The 19,419-nt window shown below is 35.3% G+C and carries 34 protein-coding genes and 1 tRNA gene; 2 read left to right on the forward strand and 33 right to left on the reverse strand.

Translation table 11 applies throughout. From position 1 onward, the window contains the following. The 3 genes from EU96_RS0109050 to alr form a co-directional block, all read right to left on the reverse strand. A partial coding sequence (locus tag EU96_RS0109050) for a hypothetical protein (RefSeq protein ID WP_032526243.1) occupies positions 1-278 on the reverse strand: 278 nt, incomplete at its 3' end. Between the two features lie 317 nt (positions 279-595). After that, positions 596-684, reverse strand: a tRNA-Ser gene (locus tag EU96_RS06305). 61 nt (positions 685-745) lie between these two features. Next, positions 746-1,945 carry an alanine racemase gene (gene alr, locus EU96_RS06300; RefSeq protein ID WP_032526245.1) on the reverse strand — a complete coding sequence of 400 codons (1,200 nt, stop codon included), beginning with the start codon at positions 1,943-1,945 and terminating at the stop codon, positions 746-748. A 17-nt stretch (positions 1,946-1,962) separates the two neighbouring features. On the opposite strand from alr, the gene EU96_RS06295 reads away from it, so the two are divergent. Continuing rightward, positions 1,963-2,520 carry an HNH endonuclease gene (locus EU96_RS06295; RefSeq protein ID WP_032526461.1) on the forward strand — a complete coding sequence of 186 codons (558 nt, stop codon included), beginning with the start codon at positions 1,963-1,965 and terminating at the stop codon, positions 2,518-2,520. Between the two features lie 13 nt (positions 2,521-2,533). Here EU96_RS06295 and prfA read toward each other — a convergent pair whose 3' ends face one another. The 30 genes from prfA to rplC all read right to left on the reverse strand — a co-directional run bounded on the left by prfA (position 2,534) and on the right by rplC (position 18,660). Next, positions 2,534-3,628: a peptide chain release factor 1 gene (gene prfA / locus EU96_RS06290; RefSeq protein ID WP_032526246.1), complete on the reverse strand. Its 1,095-nt coding sequence runs from the start codon at positions 3,626-3,628 to the stop codon at positions 2,534-2,536. 30 nt (positions 3,629-3,658) lie between these two features. Further along, positions 3,659-3,919 carry a 50S ribosomal protein L31 gene (gene rpmE, locus EU96_RS06285; protein WP_032526247.1) on the reverse strand — a complete coding sequence of 87 codons (261 nt, stop codon included), beginning with the start codon at positions 3,917-3,919 and terminating at the stop codon, positions 3,659-3,661. Positions 3,920-3,931: 12 nt separating this feature from the next. After that, entirely contained in the window at positions 3,932-4,342 is a 411-nt protein-coding gene (rpsI, locus tag EU96_RS09930; protein WP_032526249.1) for a 30S ribosomal protein S9, read from the reverse strand. Positions 4,343-4,351: 9 nt separating this feature from the next. After that, positions 4,352-4,783, reverse strand: coding sequence for a 50S ribosomal protein L13 (gene rplM / locus EU96_RS09935; RefSeq protein ID WP_032526250.1), 432 nt, complete (start codon positions 4,781-4,783; stop codon positions 4,352-4,354). A gap of 115 nt (positions 4,784-4,898) precedes the next feature. Then, a complete protein-coding gene (truA, locus tag EU96_RS06270; protein ID WP_032526252.1) occupies positions 4,899-5,705 on the reverse strand; it encodes a tRNA pseudouridine(38-40) synthase TruA in 807 nt (268 codons plus the stop codon). Between the two features lie 39 nt (positions 5,706-5,744). Further along, positions 5,745-6,095, reverse strand: coding sequence for a 50S ribosomal protein L17 (gene rplQ / locus EU96_RS06265; RefSeq protein WP_032526253.1), 351 nt, complete (start codon positions 6,093-6,095; stop codon positions 5,745-5,747). Between the two features lie 14 nt (positions 6,096-6,109). After that, positions 6,110-7,048: a DNA-directed RNA polymerase subunit alpha gene (locus tag EU96_RS06260; RefSeq protein WP_032526254.1), complete on the reverse strand. Its 939-nt coding sequence runs from the start codon at positions 7,046-7,048 to the stop codon at positions 6,110-6,112. 54 nt (positions 7,049-7,102) lie between these two features. Then, on the reverse strand, positions 7,103-7,495 hold the full coding sequence (rpsK, locus tag EU96_RS06255) for a 30S ribosomal protein S11 (RefSeq protein ID WP_032526256.1): 393 nt from the start codon (positions 7,493-7,495) through the stop codon (positions 7,103-7,105). A gap of 44 nt (positions 7,496-7,539) precedes the next feature. Beyond that, on the reverse strand, positions 7,540-7,905 hold the full coding sequence (gene rpsM / locus EU96_RS06250; protein WP_032526257.1) for a 30S ribosomal protein S13: 366 nt from the start codon (positions 7,903-7,905) through the stop codon (positions 7,540-7,542). A 41-nt stretch (positions 7,906-7,946) separates the two neighbouring features. Further along, the gene (rpmJ, locus tag EU96_RS09755; protein ID WP_011377173.1) at positions 7,947-8,063 is read right to left on the reverse strand and encodes a 50S ribosomal protein L36; all 117 of its coding nucleotides are present in this window, start codon (positions 8,061-8,063) and stop codon (positions 7,947-7,949) included. A 45-nt stretch (positions 8,064-8,108) separates the two neighbouring features. Beyond that, positions 8,109-8,657 (reverse strand): adenylate kinase, encoded by a 549-nt coding sequence (locus EU96_RS06245; protein WP_032526258.1) that lies wholly within the window; start codon positions 8,655-8,657, stop codon positions 8,109-8,111. Further along, positions 8,657-9,976, reverse strand: a complete 1,320-nt coding sequence (gene secY / locus EU96_RS06240; protein ID WP_032526259.1) for a preprotein translocase subunit SecY — start codon at positions 9,974-9,976, stop codon at positions 8,657-8,659. Before secY ends, EU96_RS06245 begins: the two co-directional genes overlap by 1 nt. A 30-nt stretch (positions 9,977-10,006) precedes the next feature. Further along, on the reverse strand, positions 10,007-10,465 hold the full coding sequence (gene rplO / locus EU96_RS06235; protein WP_032526260.1) for a 50S ribosomal protein L15: 459 nt from the start codon (positions 10,463-10,465) through the stop codon (positions 10,007-10,009). Positions 10,466-10,470: 5 nt separating this feature from the next. Further along, entirely contained in the window at positions 10,471-11,094 is a 624-nt protein-coding gene (gene rpsE / locus EU96_RS06230) for a 30S ribosomal protein S5 (RefSeq protein WP_032526262.1), read from the reverse strand. Between the two features lie 15 nt (positions 11,095-11,109). Then, positions 11,110-11,478, reverse strand: a complete 369-nt coding sequence (gene rplR / locus EU96_RS06225) for a 50S ribosomal protein L18 (RefSeq protein WP_032526263.1) — start codon at positions 11,476-11,478, stop codon at positions 11,110-11,112. Positions 11,479-11,492: 14 nt separating this feature from the next. Next, positions 11,493-12,032 (reverse strand): 50S ribosomal protein L6, encoded by a 540-nt coding sequence (rplF, locus tag EU96_RS06220; RefSeq protein ID WP_032526264.1) that lies wholly within the window; start codon positions 12,030-12,032, stop codon positions 11,493-11,495. Between the two features lie 12 nt (positions 12,033-12,044). After that, a complete protein-coding gene (gene rpsH, locus EU96_RS09940) occupies positions 12,045-12,446 on the reverse strand; it encodes a 30S ribosomal protein S8 (RefSeq protein WP_032526265.1) in 402 nt (133 codons plus the stop codon). Positions 12,447-12,455: 9 nt separating this feature from the next. Next, positions 12,456-12,995 carry a 50S ribosomal protein L5 gene (gene rplE / locus EU96_RS09945; RefSeq protein WP_032526266.1) on the reverse strand — a complete coding sequence of 180 codons (540 nt, stop codon included), beginning with the start codon at positions 12,993-12,995 and terminating at the stop codon, positions 12,456-12,458. Positions 12,996-13,069: 74 nt separating this feature from the next. After that, complete coding sequence (gene rplX, locus EU96_RS06205; protein ID WP_011819161.1) at positions 13,070-13,426, reverse strand: 50S ribosomal protein L24; 357 nt, start codon at positions 13,424-13,426, stop codon at positions 13,070-13,072. Next, positions 13,427-13,792 (reverse strand): 50S ribosomal protein L14, encoded by a 366-nt coding sequence (rplN, locus tag EU96_RS06200; protein WP_002807235.1) that lies wholly within the window; start codon positions 13,790-13,792, stop codon positions 13,427-13,429. It abuts the gene before it with no gap. Then, positions 13,789-14,055, reverse strand: a complete 267-nt coding sequence (rpsQ, locus tag EU96_RS09950; protein WP_032526268.1) for a 30S ribosomal protein S17 — start codon at positions 14,053-14,055, stop codon at positions 13,789-13,791. The genes rplN and rpsQ overlap by 4 nt, the downstream gene beginning before the upstream one ends. A 9-nt stretch (positions 14,056-14,064) precedes the next feature. Further along, the gene (gene rpmC, locus EU96_RS09955; protein WP_032526269.1) at positions 14,065-14,283 is read right to left on the reverse strand and encodes a 50S ribosomal protein L29; all 219 of its coding nucleotides are present in this window, start codon (positions 14,281-14,283) and stop codon (positions 14,065-14,067) included. Then, the gene (gene rplP / locus EU96_RS06185) at positions 14,280-14,762 is read right to left on the reverse strand and encodes a 50S ribosomal protein L16 (RefSeq protein ID WP_032526270.1); all 483 of its coding nucleotides are present in this window, start codon (positions 14,760-14,762) and stop codon (positions 14,280-14,282) included. Before rplP ends, rpmC begins: the two co-directional genes overlap by 4 nt. An 11-nt stretch (positions 14,763-14,773) precedes the next feature. Next, positions 14,774-15,505 carry a 30S ribosomal protein S3 gene (gene rpsC, locus EU96_RS06180; protein ID WP_032526271.1) on the reverse strand — a complete coding sequence of 244 codons (732 nt, stop codon included), beginning with the start codon at positions 15,503-15,505 and terminating at the stop codon, positions 14,774-14,776. Next, positions 15,505-15,891 carry a 50S ribosomal protein L22 gene (gene rplV, locus EU96_RS06175; protein WP_032526273.1) on the reverse strand — a complete coding sequence of 129 codons (387 nt, stop codon included), beginning with the start codon at positions 15,889-15,891 and terminating at the stop codon, positions 15,505-15,507. The genes rpsC and rplV overlap by 1 nt, the downstream gene beginning before the upstream one ends. Further along, entirely contained in the window at positions 15,888-16,166 is a 279-nt protein-coding gene (rpsS, locus tag EU96_RS06170) for a 30S ribosomal protein S19 (protein ID WP_025915156.1), read from the reverse strand. Before rpsS ends, rplV begins: the two co-directional genes overlap by 4 nt. A 37-nt stretch (positions 16,167-16,203) precedes the next feature. Then, entirely contained in the window at positions 16,204-17,067 is an 864-nt protein-coding gene (rplB, locus tag EU96_RS06165; RefSeq protein WP_002807290.1) for a 50S ribosomal protein L2, read from the reverse strand. 11 nt (positions 17,068-17,078) lie between these two features. Then, on the reverse strand, positions 17,079-17,381 hold the full coding sequence (locus tag EU96_RS06160) for a 50S ribosomal protein L23 (protein WP_011377190.1): 303 nt from the start codon (positions 17,379-17,381) through the stop codon (positions 17,079-17,081). Next, complete coding sequence (gene rplD, locus EU96_RS06155; RefSeq protein WP_032526275.1) at positions 17,378-18,010, reverse strand: 50S ribosomal protein L4; 633 nt, start codon at positions 18,008-18,010, stop codon at positions 17,378-17,380. The genes EU96_RS06160 and rplD overlap by 4 nt, the downstream gene beginning before the upstream one ends. Beyond that, complete coding sequence (rplC, locus tag EU96_RS06150; RefSeq protein ID WP_032526276.1) at positions 18,007-18,660, reverse strand: 50S ribosomal protein L3; 654 nt, start codon at positions 18,658-18,660, stop codon at positions 18,007-18,009. Before rplC ends, rplD begins: the two co-directional genes overlap by 4 nt. Positions 18,661-18,940: 280 nt before the next feature. On the opposite strand from rplC, the gene ndhN reads away from it, so the two are divergent. Beyond that, positions 18,941-19,417: an NAD(P)H-quinone oxidoreductase subunit N gene (ndhN, locus tag EU96_RS06145; protein ID WP_032526277.1), complete on the forward strand. Its 477-nt coding sequence runs from the start codon at positions 18,941-18,943 to the stop codon at positions 19,415-19,417. Positions 19,418-19,419: the final 2 nt, after the last annotated feature.

The raw sequence follows: 19,419 nt of genomic DNA on the forward strand, positions 1-19,419 counted from the left end.
TTGAGTTCCTTTTGATATGCCTCTTTGCTTGAGAGTATGAAATCATTAATCGAGAATTTATTAAATAACGACTTTCCTATTTGTGAACCCACACCTTTGTTATTGAGTTCCTTTTGATATGCCTCTTTGCTTGAGAGTATGAAATCATTAATCGAGAATTTATTAAATAACGACTTTCCTATTTGTGAACCCACACCTTTGTTATTGAGTTCCTTTTGATATGCCTCTTTGCTTGAGAGTATGATATCTTTAATCGAGAATTGATTTAACAATGACATTCTTATTTGTGAAAATTGATTTGTAGATGATCACTTAAGTTCTCAATTCTTTTATAACGCATAGCAATTTGCACTTCAACTGTGTGAGATCTTTTTTGGAAATTTACATATCAAACTTTCTTAATTAAATCTGGACACCCTACTACTGCTTCTATAGTAGGGTTTTTTGTGCAAATTTTTTTCCTACAACATTTCCGACAAAAAAATTTGGGTTTGGATTAAAAATCTAACCATAACAAATAACTCATAAGTTTCTCTAATTCTTTTAACTGCAATTATTTTGACCCTTTCTGACGTTATCTGACAATAATAAAATACGGAGAGGGAGGGATTCGAACCCTCGACAAAAGTTACCTCCTGTAACTCCTTAGCAGGGAGCCGCTTTCAACCACTCAGCCACCTCTCCAGTTCTTATACATTATCAATTTTTTTGCAAACATTCAAAATTTTTTATTTAATCGAAATGTCTAATCAACTTGAACTCTCGGTAATCTATTTTTAAAAGAACAAAGAATTTCCCAAGGAATAGTATTAGATTCTCTTGCCCAATCAAGAGGAGAAATTGTTTTATCTCCATCAGATCCAAGTAATATCATCGTACTACCAATCTGAATTTCATTTGAATCTGTTATGTCCACCATCATTTGGTCCATAGTTATAGATCCAACTTGGGGATAAAATTTATTATTATGAATAACATTTATCTTGCCTGAAAGATTTCTTGGGACGCCATCTGCATAACCAATGCTTAATACAGCTAACTTAGTTTTTCTACTACTTAAAAATTTTCCTCCATAACTTACACTCACACCTTGATCGATAATTCTTATAAAAGCTACTTTGGCCTTCAAAAATAAAGCTGGTTTAAGCGACAAATTTTTATCTATTTTTGCTAGAGGACTATATCCATACATTGATAGCCCAACACGTACCATATGAAAATGGAAATTTTGATTGAGAAGCATGCCTGCAGAATTAGCTAAATGAATCTTAATATTTTGATTTCTATTAACCTTAATTTGTTCTAATAATTCCTGAAACTTTTGCCTCTGTAATTGTGTAGTGCTTTTAGGATCTAACGAATTGAATTCATCTGCAGATGCTAAATGACTGTATATTCCTTCTATAGAAATATTTTCAAAAGATTTGATTTTTTCAAATTGATGCAAAAATTTATTACATTCAAATCCTAATCTTGACATTCCAGTATCAACTTTAAGATGTAAAGAAAATTTCAATCCAAAGTGCTTACCAATATTATTGCAAATTAAACATTCTCTGATACTACTAATAGTTGGCATAAGATCATTTTTAAAAGATATTATTAAATCCCTTCTTGTATAAAGATTTCCGAGGATAAGAATTGGTTTTTTAACTCCAGAAGAACGAAGCTTAATCCCCTCTTTTAATGTGGCAACGCCTAATTGTGAAGCTCCACCTTTGATAGCATATTCAGATACTACTTTTGCATCATGTCCATATCCATCAGCTTTAACAACTGCCATAAATTGACAATTTTTACTTAATTTTGATTTTAAATGCCTTACATTTGTTTCTAATTCTTTACCTCTAACTTCAATCCATGCTCTTTGTTTTGGATCTATATCTTTTTCTAAAGTTGGATATTTGTCAAAATTAAATACCTTATTTGTTTGAGGAATTTGCATTAATTTTGCGCAATTATATGCGTATATTGAAATATACAGTTAGCATGACATGTAAATTGTATTTTGGCATGGGCCAGACTCTAGTTTTAAATGCATCTTATGAACCTTTAAACATCACTTCTTGGCGAAGAGCCGTTATTTTGATGATAAAAGGTAAGGCAGAAAGCTTGGAGGAAGATAAATCTTATTCAATACATTTAGGCAGAAAATTACCTACAGTTATAAGACTTCGTTACTACGTTAAGGTACCCTTTAGGGAGGTTTCGTTGACAAGAAAAAATATTCTTCTAAGAGATAATAATGCTTGTCAATACTGTAATTATAGGGGTGGTGATTTATCAATAGATCATGTTTTACCGAGAAGCAGGGGAGGAACTGATAATTGGGAGAACGTTACTACAGCATGTCTTACATGTAATGTACAAAAAGGTAACCGTACCCCAGAAGAGGCAAACATGCCTTTAAAACGGAAGCCCTACCGTCCACTAAGTAATCTCAATTTTGAGGCTACAAGACAAATCGACTCTGGCAGGCATAAAGAATGGGGTAAATATGTAATAGGGTTAGCAATCTAATAAATATAAAAACTTAATTTACTTCGTTATTAAAATCTTCCATCATTCTCTTCTGTTCTTGCGCAATGCATGCATCAATGACTTCATCCAATTGACCCGCGAGAATTGGTTCTAGTGAGAAATTAGAGCCTAATCTATGGTCAGTTGTCCTATTATCTTTAAAATTATAAGTTCTAATTTTTTCACTCCTATCGCCTGTTCCAACCTGCGAAAGCCTTTGTGATCTCTCTTTGGCATTAGCTTCTTTTAATTGAATTTCATATAATTTAGCTCTTAAAATTTCCATTGCCCGTTCACGATTTTGCAACTGTGATCTTTCTTGAGTACAAAAAACTCTTATCCCTGTGGGCTTATGGAGAAGATCAATAGCAGTCTCTACCTTGTTAACATTTTGTCCCCCTGCACCCCCTGATCTTGCTGTGCCAACCTCTAAATCGGTTGGATCAATCTTCACCTCAACAGGATCAGCCTCAGGCATAACGGCAACTGTAGCTGTAGAAGTGTGAACTCTACCTTGAGATTCAGTAGCTGGAACTCTTTGAACTCTATGAACACCAGCCTCAAATTTAAGTTGACTATATACAGAATCTCCCTTAACAGAGATAACCAACTCTTTGAATCCTCCCATATCCGACTCAGAGGCAGTAACAGGTTTTACAGACCATCCAATTTTTTGCCCATATCTTTCATACATTCTTGCCAAATCACCCGCCCATATACAAGCCTCATTGCCTCCAGCACCTGCTCTGATTTCTAACATTACACTTCTTTCATCTCTTGGATCTTTCGGTAACAAGGCGATTGTAGTTTTTTGAATAAGTTTATCCTTAAATTCCTCTAGATTAGTTATCTCTTCAGTAATTAAAGTCTCCATCTCTTTGTCATTTCTATTCTCTTTAAGTAGATTTTTTGAATCTTCAATTTCCCTATCAGTCTCAAGTAACTTTTTAAAATCAATTACTAAAGGTTCCAATTTTGACCTTTCTCTTGCTATTGATTCCAATTTTTTAGGATCATTTGCTATGTCAGGATCTGCGAGCTGCACTTCTAAATTTTCAAAACTTTCTGAAGCAGTTTTCAACCTTGCAATTAATGTTGAGTATTCCAATTGAAATTATGCTTAAAAATTATGAAAATTCTATTTCTTAGAATCTTTTTCTTCTTTTTGCTTTTTTGATGTCGCTGAATTAGCTGAACCCATTCCATATTTTTTCATAAACCTATCAACTCTTCCTTCTGTATCAAGAATTTTTTGAGTTCCTGTAAAGAAGGGATGATTACCACTCCATACATCTACATGTAGTTCAGGCTGAGTTGAGCCAGTGGTCATTACAACTTCTCCATTACAAATAACTTTTGCATCTGGATACCATTTTGGGTGGATTTCTGATTTTGGCATAATTAAATTCCTTTAACGTTTGGAGAATTGTGGTGCTTTTCTTGCTTTTTTAAGACCATATTTTCTTCTTTCCTTTGCTCTAGGATCTCTGCTGAGATGGCCTTCAGTTTTTAGTGGTTTCCTGTTGTCAGGAGATAATTCGCAAAGAGCTCTTGCTGCACCTTGCTTAATAGCATCTGCCTGACCTGTCAATCCACCACCAAAAACATTTACCAAAATATCATAAGAGTTTTCTAGGCCTAATGTTTGCAAGGGAGCTTTTACCGAATTTAAATGCAGTGGATTAAAGTTTAAGTAATCATCTCCTGAACGGCCATTAATTTTAATTTGTCCATTTCCAGGAATCAAACGAACTCTAGCAACTGAAGTTTTTCTTCTTCCAGTTCCCCAATAAACAGCTTTGTTTTTTATTTGACTATTCATTTTTATAACTTAATTATTCAATAATACAGGATTCTGTGCAGCATGAGGATGATCAGCACCTTTATAAACTTTTAATTTTTTAAATTGCTGTCTTCCCAAAGAGTTATGGGGCAGCATACCCTTAACAGCTTGCTCGATGATTCTTTCAGGAATTCTTTCTTGAAGAGACTCAAATTTTTCAATTTTCATTCCTCCTGGTCTGCCAGAATGTCTTCTATATAACTTTTGTGATGCTTTTTTACCAGTTACCTCAACTTTTTCGGCATTTACAACAATGACAAAATCACCTGTGTCTAAATGAGGAGTAAATGTTGGTTTATTTTTTCCTCTTAAAACAGTTGCAATTTCTGTAGCAAGTCTACCAAGTGTCTTATCTTTTGCGTCAACTAAAAACCAAGTTCTTTCAATAGTTTCTAATGACGGAGTAATCGTTTTATTCATTTACCAAATTTATGCAAATAAATTTAAATTTAGTTCTAAATTCTACCTTATTGGAGGAGTATTAAACAATTATTTTGGATTATTTACACAAATAACTTCCTTTAAACAAATATACTTAAGAAAAACCTTTAATTAAAAATACTGGGAAAAAATCTTTTTTATTGATTTTTTTAAAAACATTTTCTTCATAAACAGCATTCACCAAACATAACCCCTTAGCTGGAGCAGATTCTTTAACCTCATTTTTCTTTTTATTTACCCATCTATCCGTAAAAATTTCTGGCGATATTTTTTTCTCTCCAACTAACACTAGTTGACCAACAATCAAACGAACCATTCCATAGAGAAAACCAGTAGCTTTAATATCAACTAAAATCAAATCCTCTACTCTTTGAATAGATATATTTTTTATTTTTGTAATAGAAGTTGACCTATTGCTTCCACTTTTCTGAAAAGCAAAAAAATCATGCTCTCCTTCCATTTCCTTTGATGCATTTGACATTGAAACTTCATCTAGCACTTTTTGGTACCTATGCCATGTCCAATTATTAATAAACAAGTTAGGAAACTTACTATTATTAATGACATATCGATAATGTCTATACATTGTTGAGTAGCATGCATGCCAACTACATTTAACCTCAACCGATTCCAAGATTCTAATTGTTAAGGGTAAAAGACTATTTAATACATCTGAATAACTATTGCCAGGAATAACACAATCAACATCAAAGTGAACTACTTGGCCCGATGCATGAACCCCTGCGTCTGTTCTTCCGGCAGCAAAAGTCTTTACTACATGATGTGTAATTTTAAAAAGTGCTCTCTCTAGAATTTCCTGAACTGTATTTGCATTTTTTTGTCTTTGCCAGCCTGAATAATTAGATCCATCATATTGAATTAGTAAAGCTACCCTTTTCAAAAGTTTTGTTTTCTATTAAAAGACTATTTATTGGCAAACTTAAACAAGTTCGATAATAGCCATCTGAGCGTTATCACCCTTTCTAGAGACGGTTCTGACTATTCGTGTATAACCACCTTTTCTTTCTCCATATCTTTCCTTTGCTTTCTCAAATAACGAATGAACTAATTTCTTATCATAGATATATCCAATAGCCCTTCTCCTAGAAGCCAAACTACCATCTTTAGCAAGAGAAATCATCCTTTCAGCTTCGTTTCTTAAAGCTTTTGCTCTAGCTTTTGTTGTTGTAACTCTACCTTCCCTAATTAATTGTGTAGTCAAACCTCTTAAAAGTGCTTTCCTCTGGTCAGCAGGTTTACTCAATAATGGAATTCTAAGTTGGTGTCTCATAATCTTAAAAATTGTTAAACGGAGGTTCTGCTTTGTGGAATAGAAATCCCTATGCGCTCAAGAGCTTCAATAACCTCATCTGCAGATTTTGAGCCAAAGTTCTTAATTTCAAGAAGATCTTCATAGCTAAAGCCCATTAAATCTGAAACTGAGTTAACTTGCGCTCTTTTTAAACAATTATAAGCTCTAACGGACAAATTTAGTTCCTCCAGAGGAATTTGAGCTTCAGGAGATGGTTCTGGTTCTTCAGGGATTTCCTCAACCATTGTGACAGTAGCAAGAGTTTGAAAAAGTTCTATTAATTGGTTTGCAGCTTCAGCAATAGCATCATCAGGACTTGTTGAGCCATCTGTTACTACTTCCATTGTTAATCTTTCTCTACCTGTACCACCCTCTGCTACAGCTGTTTCATCAATCGTAAAATTAACTCTCTTCACTGGCATAAATACAGCATCTATTTGAAGTAAATCAATAGCAGTTGTCTCTTCATTCTTACGATCAACGGGTCTATATCCCACCCCCCTTTCTACATGTATTTCCAACTCTAAGTTATGGCCCTCCTGAATAGTTGCAATAGGTTTTTCACCATCAACAATTTCAACTTGAGAGGAGAATTGAATATCATTCGCCTTGACTTCCATTGGACCACTAACTACTAACCTACCGATTTCAAGTTCTGGATTAGAACTATTAATTGATAGTTGTTTACAATTGAGAAGAATATCTAAAACGTCTTCTCTAACTCCTGGAATAGTTGCATATTCGTGGTTAATTCCTGCTATTCTGACTGCAGTTACTGCACTTCCTTCAAGTCCTCCCATCAGGACTCTTCTAAGCGAATTACCCAAAGTTGTAGCTTGTCCTCTTTCTAAAGGGCCAATTAAAAAAGTTCCTGTTTGGGAGCGATCATCTGCTATTTGATGGTTGATTCTGTCAATCTGGTATTGCAACACGGAAAAAAATGTGGTTAAAGTTTTTTTAGGGGGGGGTTCGAGAATGGTTAAGACCTAAACGCGTCTCCGTTTAGGTCTTCTACATCCATTATGAGGTAATGGAGTTACATCTCTTATTAGAGTTATTTCTAAACCGGCCACTTGTAAAGCTCTTATGGCCGTTTCCCTACCTGAACCTGGTCCTCTAACTAATACTTCTATTTGTCTCATGCCTTGATCAAGTGCTCTTCTAGCGGCAGCTTCCGCAGCAGTTTGAGCAGCAAATGGAGTACCTTTCCTGGCGCCTTTAAATCCACTGGCTCCAGCAGATGACCAAGAAATTACCTGGCCAGAAGTATCTGAAATTGAGACGATAGTATTATTAAATGTGCTTTGAATATGTACCACACCATTAGGTACATTACGTTTGGATTTTTTTGAACCTGTTTTTTTTACTGTAGCTGCCATGATTTTTTAATTTAATACTGGAATTTGTGAATAGATTTAGTTAATTATTTTTTTCTTCCAGCAACTGTTTTTCTTGAACCTCTTCTTGTTCTTGCATTAGTTCTAGTTCTTTGGCCTCTTACTGGAAGACTCATTCTATGCCTTCTTCCTCTTACACAACCGATATCTTGTAAACGTTTTAAGGCCATTCCCTCTTTTCTTCTCAAATCCCCTTCTAAGGTAAATTCCTCTGTAGCACCTCTAAGTTTTTGAATATCAGAATCTGAAAGATCTTTGACACGAATATCTGGGTTTACACCAGTATTAGCAAGAATTAGCTTTGATCTTGTTAAACCAATTCCATAGACGTATGTAAGTGCAATTTCAACTCGCTTTTCGCGAGGTATGTCAATTCCTGCAATCCTGGCCACGTGTTTTAAGTAAGTAAAAGTTTGAATTAAAGGGTTGAAATTTAACCCTGACGCTGTTTATTGCGAGGTCTTTTCTTGTTAATAACATAGATTTTACCTCTTCTCCTCACGATCTGATCGTCAGGACTAATTTTTTTGACTGAAGATCTGACCTTCATAGGGGTTTTACAAATAAAACGTTAATACTCTATTCTACATCATCATCAAGCCATTTTTTGTTTGATATCAGAGGAAATAGTTTTTAAATCTCTATCAGCATCAATATATTCTAGCAATGAAAGATCTTTAAAATATTGAATCAATGGTTCTGTAGTTTTTTTATAAATGTCAATTCTTGTTCTAATAGTCTCTTCAGTATCATCTTTTCTTCCTCTTAAAAGCAAACGCTTAATTAGAACTTCTTCAGGAATATCTAAGTAAAAAACTACATCTAAAGGTTGATTTATTTCAATTAAGACCTCATTCAATGAATTTGCTTGCGATAAATTTCTTGGGTAGCCATCTAGAATCCAACCTTTATTATCTTTATCTAAATTTTGCCTTACTATTTTTAATACAAGTTCGTCATTAACAAGTTCTCCCCGGTTAATAATATCCCTTACCTGTTTACCAAGGATAGAATTCATTTCAATTTCTTTTCTTAATAATTCGCCAGTGGAAAGGTGTAAGTAAGAATTGTTTTTACTTAATAATTCTGCCTGAGTCCCTTTACCTGCTCCAGGGGCTCCTAAAAATAGTAAATGTTTTTTCATTAATTGTTAATTAGTCCCTCATACCTTTGAGAAATAACATAAGTTTGGATTTGCTTAGCAGTATCTATAGCAACACCCACGAGGATCAGTAATGAAGTTGCTCCTAAACCTTGAAAAGTCTGGACATTTGTTGCCCTTTCTACTGCGGCTGGGATTATAGCTACTGATCCCAGAAATAATCCTCCTAATAATGTCAACCTATTTTGTATACCTGATAAGTAGTTTGCTGTATTACTTCCAGGTCTAACTCCTGGTATTGCTACTCCTCCTTTCTTAAGATTTGATGCCACATCCACTGGATTAATCGTAAGGGATGCATAAAAAAAGGAGAATCCCAAAATCAAGGCGAAGAATGTAAGAGCATATGGCCATGGATTTGAAGATCCAGGATTTAAACTACTAGCTAATTTTATTAAGACTGGATTACCAGTTACATTTGCAATAGTTATTGGTAAAAAAATTAAAGCAGATGCAAAGATAATAGGCATGACTCCTCCTGCATTTAATTTGAGAGGTAAATAACTTTGCCTTGTAGGAAGTAATGTTCCATTGCCTATTTGTCTTTTTGCACTAACAATAGGGATACGTCTCGCTCCCTCCTGTACAAAAATTATCCCAACAATTGTCAGCAAAAAGACTCCAAGTAACACTGCTATGCCTAGAACATCTCCTCTGTCTCCAGTTTGAGCTTTTTCAATAGTTGAGCTTAGAGCCTTTGGCAAAGTCGAAACAATATTCAGAAAAATTACCAATGAAGCGCCTTGTCCTATTCCTTTCTCTGTAATAATTTCACTGAACCACATCACTAACATTGAGCCTGTAACTAATGCTATGGAGGTTTGCAAGACAAATGTAGTTTCACTTATCCCCGGAATTGCATATTGTCTAAGAATTAAAGAAAAAATAATACTCTGCAAAAAACCCCAACCTAAAGAAACATATCTCGTTATTTGAGCAATTTTTCTTCTACCCGCTTCTCCTTCATTTTTTTGTAAATCTTCAAGAACAGGTAATGAAGCTGTGAGAAGCTGAATAATAATTGATGCGTTAATAAATGGAAGTATGCCTAATGCGAAAATTCCTAGGGTAGAAATTCCTCCGCCAGTGAATATATCTAAGAAACCTATTAATTGGCCTCCTTGATCTATAAAACTTTTAAAAGCAACCCTATCAATACCAGGCATGGGGATATATATACCAAGTCTTACTAAAAGAAGAAGACCTAAAGTTGTTAAAACTCTACTCCTTAGCTCTTTATTTAAAAATAATTGGGAGAGTATTTCAGAAGCGCTAGGATTTCTACTTTTGTTGACAAACATTTTGAAGCTTACCTAAATTTTTTAGTAAATTTATTTATTATTTATAAGCTCGCAAGATCCACCTGCATCCTCAATTTTTTGTTTTGCAACTTTTGTGAATGCATGAGCTTGAACTTTTAACTTTACATTAACTTTTCCGTTACCAAGAATCTTTAAAGGAAATTTTGGCTTAAAAATCAATCCTTTCTTAACTAGTGAGTCTAAATTAACAGTTTCATTATCTTTAAAATCATTTAATTTATCTAAATTTATTATAGAAAAGTTTTTTTGATTAATTATTTCAAAGTGCTTTAATTTTGGAACTCTTCTATATAAAGGCATTTGGCCACCTTCAAAACCTGGACGTGTGGGTCTTCCAGAACGTGACTTTTGCCCTCTCATTCCAAAACCGCATGAAGCACCCTGACCGGCAGCAATACCCCTACCCTTTCTTAATTTTTTCTTTCTAGAGCCAGAGTTTGATTTAAGTGTATTTAATGTTGAAGTCATAATTTTCAGGAATAGAGCTGTTCAAGTGAGATCCCTCTCTCCCTTGAAGCAGATTTGTGTGTTCTTAATTGAGAAAGGGCTACCATAGCAGCTCTTGCATTATTCAAAGGTGTTTTACTACCCAATCTTTTTGCTAAGACATTTTTTATACCCGCTAATTCTAAAACTGTTCTAATTGAACCACCAGCAATTACACCTGTACCTGGAGCGGCTGGCCTAATAAGTACATTAGCAGCACCGTCTCTACCTTTAGATAAAGTTGGTATTGAATTATTTGGAGTTAAAGGAACCCTAACAAGATTCTTTTTCCCATCTGAAACTCCCTTTCGAACCGCACCAATAACATCTCCAGCTTTTCCAACTCCAACGCCAACTTGACCTTTCTCATTACCGACAACAACGATTGCTCTAAAACTCATTTTTTTTCCACCTTTAACAGTTTTAGATACTCGTCTTATTTGAACAACTCTTTCTTGCCAATCAGAATCTCTTTCTAGATTTTTCGAATCACCTCTTCTATTTCTTTTTCGATCGTTATTACGATTATTCTTTTTTTGTTCGCCAGGCATAGCTCCAGGAACGTCACCATTTTTGGATTGAATTTCTTGTTTTGTTGGAGTGTCAGTCATAGTAAAAATTAAAAGTTAGAATTCTAGGCCAGCTTCACGAGCAGCGTCCGCAAGTGCCTTAACTCTCCCGTGATATAAATTACCTCCACGGTCAAAAATTACTTGCTTAATACCTTTTTTTATCGCTCTATTTGCTAATAATTTTCCAACAATAGAAGAAGAATTACAATCAGATGGTAATTTCTCTGATTTTTCTCTAAGTTCTTTATCAACAGTTGAAGCTGAACAAATAGTTTTTTGAGCATTATCATCTATAACCTGTGCATAAATATGGTTATTAGAGCGAAAAACAGACAATCTTGGACGCGTTGCATCTCCAATCAAGAATCTTCTTAATCTTCTATGTCTTTTTTGGGTTTGTAATTTCCTGGAAAGTTTGGTCATTTTTTTAAGTTGAATTATTTTTTGCCAGATTTACCAGCTTTTCTGAGAATTGTCTCATCATGGTATTTAATTCCTTTCCCTTTATATGGCTCTGGAGGTCTAATTGATCTGATTTTTGCTGCTTCATTACCAACAATTTCCTTATCAATTCCAGATACGGTAACGTTTGTATTACTCTCAACTTTGTATGTTATACCATCAGGGGGGATCATTTCTACAGGGTGACTATATCCTGCACTTACAATTAGATTTTTACCTTTAACTTGTGCCCTGGATCCAACGCCAACAATTTCAAGTTTCTTTGAAAAACCTTGACTAACTCCTTCAACCATATTTGCAATCAAGGCTCTACATAAACCATGTCTTTGCCTAGAATGTATTTTGGTTGTAGTAGGGGTTACCACCACAGTATTATCTTTTTTATCAAAACTAACTCCCTCAGGCATCAGACGTTTTAACTCACCCTTAGGGCCTTTAACTATCACTGTTAATCCATCAAAATCAACTGTAACTTTTTCTGGAATAAGTACTGGTGTTTTTCCGATTCTTGACATAATTAATTCTCCTTAATAAACATAGCAAAGGACTTCGCCGCCAATACCTTGCTTCCTAGCATCGCGATCACTCATGACTCCTTTAGAAGTTGAGATGATGGCGACTCCAAGACCTCCAAGAACTTTTGGTAAGCCTCTAGTATTTTTATAAATTCTCAAACCAGGTTTACTAACTCTTTGCATAGATCGAATAGTAGGGAATTTATTTTTACCACTATATTTGAGACCGAGTATTATTTGTGATTTATAACCTTCACCTTCCTCATTAATATCAGAAATGAAACCCTCTTTTTGAAGCACTTTAGCAATACTTAAGGACATTTTTGAACCTGGGATTGATGTAGTTGTATGCTTTTTCTGACTCGCATTTCTAATTCGAGTAAGCATATCTGAAATAGGATCGTGATTTGACATAGTTTTAATTTAATTCTTACTAAAAGGGATTCCTAACTCTTTCAAAAGAGCTTTACCTTCTTGATCTGATCTTGCACTAGTGACAATAGTTATATCCATACCTCTTATTGAATCTATTTTATCAAAAGAGATTTCAGGAAAAATCAATTGCTCTTTAACTCCAACGGTGTAATTCCCTCTCCCATCAAAACTTTTTGGATTAACTCCTCTGAAGTCTCTTATTCTTGGTAAAGCAAGATTTATAAATCTCTCCAAAAAGGAATACATCCTATCCCCTCTCAAAGTTACAGTACAACCAATCGGCATACCTTCACGAATTTTAAAACCCGCGATAGCTTTTTTAGCCCTAGTTACTAAGGCCTTTTGTCCTGTAATTGTTGCCATTTCGTTTAAAGAGGCTTCAAGAGCTTTTGAATTAGAAGCTGCTTCACCAAGGCCTCTATTAACGTTGACTTTGACAACTTTAGGTACTTGATGAATATTTTTAAGACCAAGATCCTTTAAAAGTTTTGGTCTAATTGATTCTTTGTAGCGATTTTTTAGAGTCATAATTTTTTGTTAATTCTGGTCTTTGTCAGAATTGATAAATTAGAAAAAGTTGAAATCTGTTTTCTGATGAAAAATTAATCAATTACTTCACCAGTTTTCTTCAATCTTCTTTTCTTAACTCCCTCTTTATCAATAAAGTATTCAATCTTACTTGTAAGATTTTTATCCTTTGAAAAAAACATTACATTTGATGCATGTAAAGATGCTTCTTCAGTAAGTATTCTTCCAGTTTCTCCTTCCTGAGTTGGTTTTACATGTTTAGTCCTAAGGTTAATTCCCTTAACCACTACTCTATTTTCAAGAGGGATAGTTTTTAAAACCTCACCAGTTTTCCCTTTGTCCTTGCCATTAATAACTTTTACCAAATCTCCAGTTTTGATTCTCATTTTTATTCTTTGGAAGTTTTTCTTTTGTTTTAATGAATCCAACATTTAAATCACCTCCGGAGCAAGAGAAACAATCTTAGTGTAATTTTTGTCCCGTAGTTCTCTTGCTACAGGACCAAAAACTCTAGTACCTTTTGGATTCTTATCTTCATTAATCAAAACGGCAGCATTATCATCAAATCTGATTGAATTACCAGTATTTCTTCTTAATGTTGCTTTCGTTCTAACGATAACGGCTTTTACAACTTCAGATTTCTTAACTCCCATATTTGGAAGAGCATCTTTAACAGTTGCTACAATGACATCCCCAACATGTGCATACCTTCTATTAGATCCTAAAACCCTAATACATTGGAGTCTTTTTGCACCACTGTTATCTGCAACTGTTAAATAAGTTTCTTGTTGAATCATTTTTTGACCTCCTCTGACTTAATTGTTTTGTTGAGGATCTCTTCTATTGCCCATCTTTTATGAGCACTAAGTGGTCTAGTTTCTCTAATCTTAACTCGATCACCTAAAACACATGTATTTTCAGGATCATGCGCCTTGTATCTCGTAGTTTTACTTACAATTTTTTTATAAGTGGGATGTGGATATCTGTTAATAACAGCAACAACAACTGTTTTATCCATCTTGTCGCTGACAACAGTACCAATTCTTTCTTTAAGTGCCATAACTAATAATTAATCTGAAGTTGTTTGAGAAGCAGATTGACTCTTACTAATAGTAAGTAATTGCGCAACTTGTTTCTTTATTGTTTTAAATTTATGCGTTTCATTGAGCTGTCTAGTAGCTTGCTTGAATCTCAAATCAAAAAGATCTTTTCGCAGTTGCTCAATTTTTTCAGTAATTTGAGCAGAATTTAATTTTTGAAATTCTTTAAGAGACTCTGAGTTTTTCATTGTTTAACCTCCTCTTGAGATTGTTTATTATTTTTTTTCTTTTCTTGTGAGGGAGCTTCTAGATTTTTATCAATCGAAATGAATTTTGTTTTTACAGGAAGTTTGTATTGAGCTAGACGCATAGCTTCTTTTGCAGTTTCCTCAGTGATATCCTCACCGCCCATTTCAAAAAGTATTCTTCCAGGTTTTACAACCGCAACCCAAAACTCTGGATTACCTTTACCAGAACCCATTCGAGTTTCGGCAGGTCTCATGGTTACAGGTTTATCAGGAAAAATTCTTATCCAGATTTGGCCTCCACGTTTGATATATCTTGTCATAGCTCTTCTACTTGCCTCAATCTGGCGTGCAGTGACCCATCCACAGTCTTGAGCTTGGAGAGCAAATTGACCGAAAGCAATGGTATTACCTTTAGAGGCCACCCCCCTCATTCTGCCTCTATGTTGTTTACGAAATTTTGTGCGTTTTGGACTAAGCATTTTTATACCTCCTATGAATTCTCATTTGAACGGTCCTCAAATTGTTGAGGTCTTCTACTAGCTTTCCTCTTAGGGTTTGCACCCACGGGGATTGTTTGTTCTTCTTTAGGAAGAACTTCTCCTTTGAAAACCCACACTTTAATACCTAAAACACCGTAAGTAGTATTAGCTTCACGGATTGCATAGTCAATTTCAGCTCTCAAAGTATGTAAAGGAACTCTACCTTCTCTGGTCCATTCTGTTCTAGCAATTTCAGCACCGTTCAACCTTCCCCCAACTTGTATTTTAAGACCTAGGACTCCAGCCCTTTGAGCCCTCTGCAATGCCATTCTTATAGTTCTTCTAAAGGCGACTCTTTTTTCCAGTTGTTGCGCAATATATTCAGCCAGTAAAAAAGCATCTGCATCAACGCGCTCAACTTCAACAACATTTATTCTGACTTGCCTTGTTCTATCACCAATAGTTTTTTGAATTCCAGATCTTAATTCTTCAATACCACTTCCTTGTCTTCCAACTATCACTCCTGGTCTTGCTGTTTTTAATTCAAGTTCCAGTTGATCAGCTTTCCTTGCTATCAGCACATCGCTAATTCCTGCTGCACCATATTTTTTCTGTATAAAAGTACGAATTTTAAAATCTTCTTGAAGAAGAATTGGATATGTCTTTGAAGTAGCAAACCATTTTGAGCGATGCTCTTGTGTAATTCCTAACCTTAGCCCAGAAGGATGTATTTTATGTCCCATTAGTTTTGTACCTCCGCATTAGTTTGAGTAGGAGCAGGTTCAACAGAAATACTGATATGGCAAGTCTGTTTTTTGATAGAAAAAGCTCTCCCTTGAGCTCTCGGCCTATACCTTTTCATTACAGGACCATTATTAGCCCATGCAGAGGAAATAACTAAGGTAGATGGATCCATTCCAAGGTTATGTTCTGCATTAGCAACTGCAGATCTTAGTACTTTAGTGATTGGATCAGTAGATCTGTAAGGCATAAATTCCAACATGATTAATGCATCTCTATATGACCGACCCCTTATTTGGTCCAAAACTCTTCTAACTTTAGAGGCTGATCCGCGAACATAGTTTCCATGAGCAATAGCCGTTTTTGTTGTTTCAGGTGTTTTTGTCATGATTTTGCTCCTTTCTTATCTCTTATGTGACCGCGGTAAGTGCGAGTAGGAGCAAATTCTCCGAGTTTATGACCGATCATTTGTTCGGTTATAAATACAGGAATATGGGTCTTGCCATTATGGACAGCGATTGTATGGCCGATCATTACAGGTAAAATGGTAGAGGCTCTAGACCAAGTTTTGATAACAGACTTGTCATTATCAGTATTTTGTTTTTCTACCTTTTTGAGCAAGCTATCTGCTATGAAAGGTCCTTTTTTTAGTGATCGTCCCATGTTTATAAAATAGAAATTAAAGTCATAAATGAAGTAATCAAGAGTCTCTTCCTCCTCTACTCCTCTTAGAAACGCGACGACGTCTTCGAACTACTAATTTATTACTTGGTTTGTTCTTTTTACGCGTCTTTAACCCAAGAGCTGGTTTACCCCATGGAGTAACAGGGCCTGCTCTACCAATTGGTGCTTTTCCCTCTCCTCCTCCATGTGGATGATCACATGGGTTCATTACACTTCCTCTTACTTGTGGCCTTCGTCCAAGCCATCTTCTTCTTCCTGCTTTGCCTAAGCTAGTATTTCTTATTTCTGAATTACCAACTTCTCCAAGAGTTGCGTAGCATTCTTTTCTAACAAGTCTTACCTCGGTAGATGGGAGTTTTAAGGCAACATAATCTCCCTCTTTTGCCATAACTTGTGCACTAGCTCCAGCGGATCTAACCATCTGAGCACCTCTTCCTGCATATAACTCAACACAATGAACACTAGATCCTAATGGCATAACAGAAAGTGGCATTGCATTTCCATCTTCAATTGGAACACTTTCTCCAGATATGACATTTTGGCCAACTTTTACTCCAGCTGGAGCGATAATGTATCTTTTCTCTCCATCTTCATAAAATAAAAGTGCTAGCCTCGCATTTCTGTGAGGATCGTAGTGGATAGCTGCAACTTTAGCATTAATATTTCTCTTATCTCTTCTAAAATCGACCAATCTATATTGCCTTTTGTGACCACCTCCACGATGACGGCAAGTAATAACTCCACGATTATTCCTACCTTTAACTCTATGTTTTGAAACTATTAGTGATCTCTCAGGTTTTGCACTTGTTATTTCACTAAAATCAGTAACTACTCTCTGTCTAGTGCCAGGAGTATAAGGTTTAAATTTACGAATTGCCATGATTAAACTCCTTAAGATTCTGGAAATAGTTGGATTTTGTCTCCTTCAGCAAGACGTACAATTGCTTTCTTGACCTGAGAACGTTTACCGGAAAATTTTCCGACTCTTCTTGTTCTCCTAGGAGGATTCATAGTGTTAACTCCTATGACTTTAACACTGAACAAGGCTTCAATAGCTGCCTTTATTTGTGGCTTTGCCGCTCTATGGTCTACTTCAAAAGTATATTGATTAAGATCTAGTGCGTTTGTAGCTTTCTCAGTAATAACTGGCTTTCTTATTACATCGGCTAAACGAGAATCGAATAATTTACTCATGATGCATAAACCTCCTGAATTTTATTTATTGCTGATTGACCTATTACCAACTTATTAGCATTGAGAATATCAAATACATTTAATTGATCGGCGGAGATTAATTTTACCTTTTCAATATTATTAATGGATTTTTTTATTACATCGGAAGGACTATCAAGAATAATCAAAACTTTTTCAGTTTTTTCTATGCCTAATCGAGCGAGGCCATTGATGATGTCACTTGTTTTAGGTTGCTTTAAGTTAGAACCAAAATCTTCAACAGCCTTTATATCAGATACTCTGGACATAAGTGCTGTTCTGAGAGCTAATCTACGTTCCTTACGATTCATATCAAGATTGTAAGAACGTGGCTTCGGTCCAAAAATAATTCCACCACCAGGTCTTAAGGGTGTTCTTATTGATCCTTGACGAGCTCTTCCTGTGCCTTTCTGTTTGTATGGCTTTCTACCACCACCTCGTACTTCAGATCTTGTCAAAGTTGATGCAGTCCCTTGTCTTTTGTTTGCAAGTTGCCTAAGCACTGCTCTATGGATTAAGTCTGCCGAAGAAGTTTCCTTAGCAACTGCTAAATCAAGAGTAACTTTCCCGGATTTTTTACCATCCCACTTAAGAGTTTCGAGTGTTGTCATGATTTTTCACCTCCTTTATTTCCTACAACATTATTTGGCTTAATATTAACTATTGAGCCAGGCTTCCCTGGGACAGAACCTTTTACTACAAGCAAATTTTTCTGGTCATCAATTTTGAGAACCAACAAACCTTTCGTAGTTATCTGTTTCCCTCCGTATCTACCTGCCATTCTTTTCCCAGGATAAATTCTACCTGGGGTTGTTCCTGCTCCTGTAGAACCTGGAGCTCTATGATTTTTTGAACCATGACTCATAGGGCCTCTACTAAATCCATGTCTTTTCTGGTAACCAGCAAAACCTCTACCCATAGATTTGCCACTGATATCAACTTTTTGGCCAACCTCAAAGTTTTTTACAGTTATTTGATTTCCAATTTCATAAGACGAAGTTTCTTCAACCCTATATTCTTTTAAATGCTTTAAAAGGTCTTCACCTGATTTCAGTAAATGTCCCTTTTCAGGTTTACTAATATGCTTCTCTTTGGACAAGCCATAGCCTATCTGAACGGCAGTGTAACCATCCAAAGCGGTAGTTTTCAATTGCGTGACACGGCATGGGCCAGCCTCAATAAGAGTAACTGGTACAGCATTACCTTTGTCGTCAAAAAGTTGGGACATGCCCAATTTCTTTCCTAAAATTCCTATAGACATAAGACTAAATTAGGCTAGCTCGTAATGATTTTTTAATTATCTAAAGCCTTACATTTAAAAGGTGTAAGTTAATAAAAAACAATTAATAAGGTTGAGACTTATCTAAAAACATAGATAGTTTCTCAAGGGATAATCCCACCTGATTTTTTTAACGAAACGCTAAAAAATGTGAAATTTCGTAGAGGCTCGGCTAGCTTGCGAGCTTAAAAATTCACTAAATTATAATTGTACATGATCAAGTACCATAAATTAAAATAAAATAAAAATAAAGGAATTTTTTATGCCATTACTTCTCACAGGGAAAAAGTTTCATAACGATCTAAAAACTAACAAATGTCTTGCAATCTTTGCTCCTCTTGAAGGTGGCTATGAAACTCGTCTTTTGAGAAGAATGAGAGCCAAGGGCTTTAAAACTTTTATTACCTCAGCAAGAGGGCTTGGAGATCCAGAAGTCTTTTTGCTCAAATTGCATGGCATTAGGCCACCTCACCTAGGTCATCAAAGCGTAGGAAAAAATGGAGCGCTCGGTGAAGTTCAACAAGTAATCCCAATGGCTTCTGAGTTATTTAATGAAAATGATAAAAATAAATTACTTTGGTTATTAGAAGGTCAAGTGTTGTCTCAATCTGAGTTAGTGAGCTTAATAGAGATTTGTACTAAAGACAATAAACTAACAATTGTTGTTGAAATGGGGGGTTCAAGAAAACTTGAATGGAAACCATTAAATGATTATATTTTGGATGAATTTGCCAGTTAAAT

Source organism: Prochlorococcus marinus str. MIT 9302, from assembly GCF_000759975.1.
GTDB classification, from domain to species: domain Bacteria; phylum Cyanobacteriota; class Cyanobacteriia; order PCC-6307; family Cyanobiaceae; genus Prochlorococcus_A; species Prochlorococcus_A marinus_M.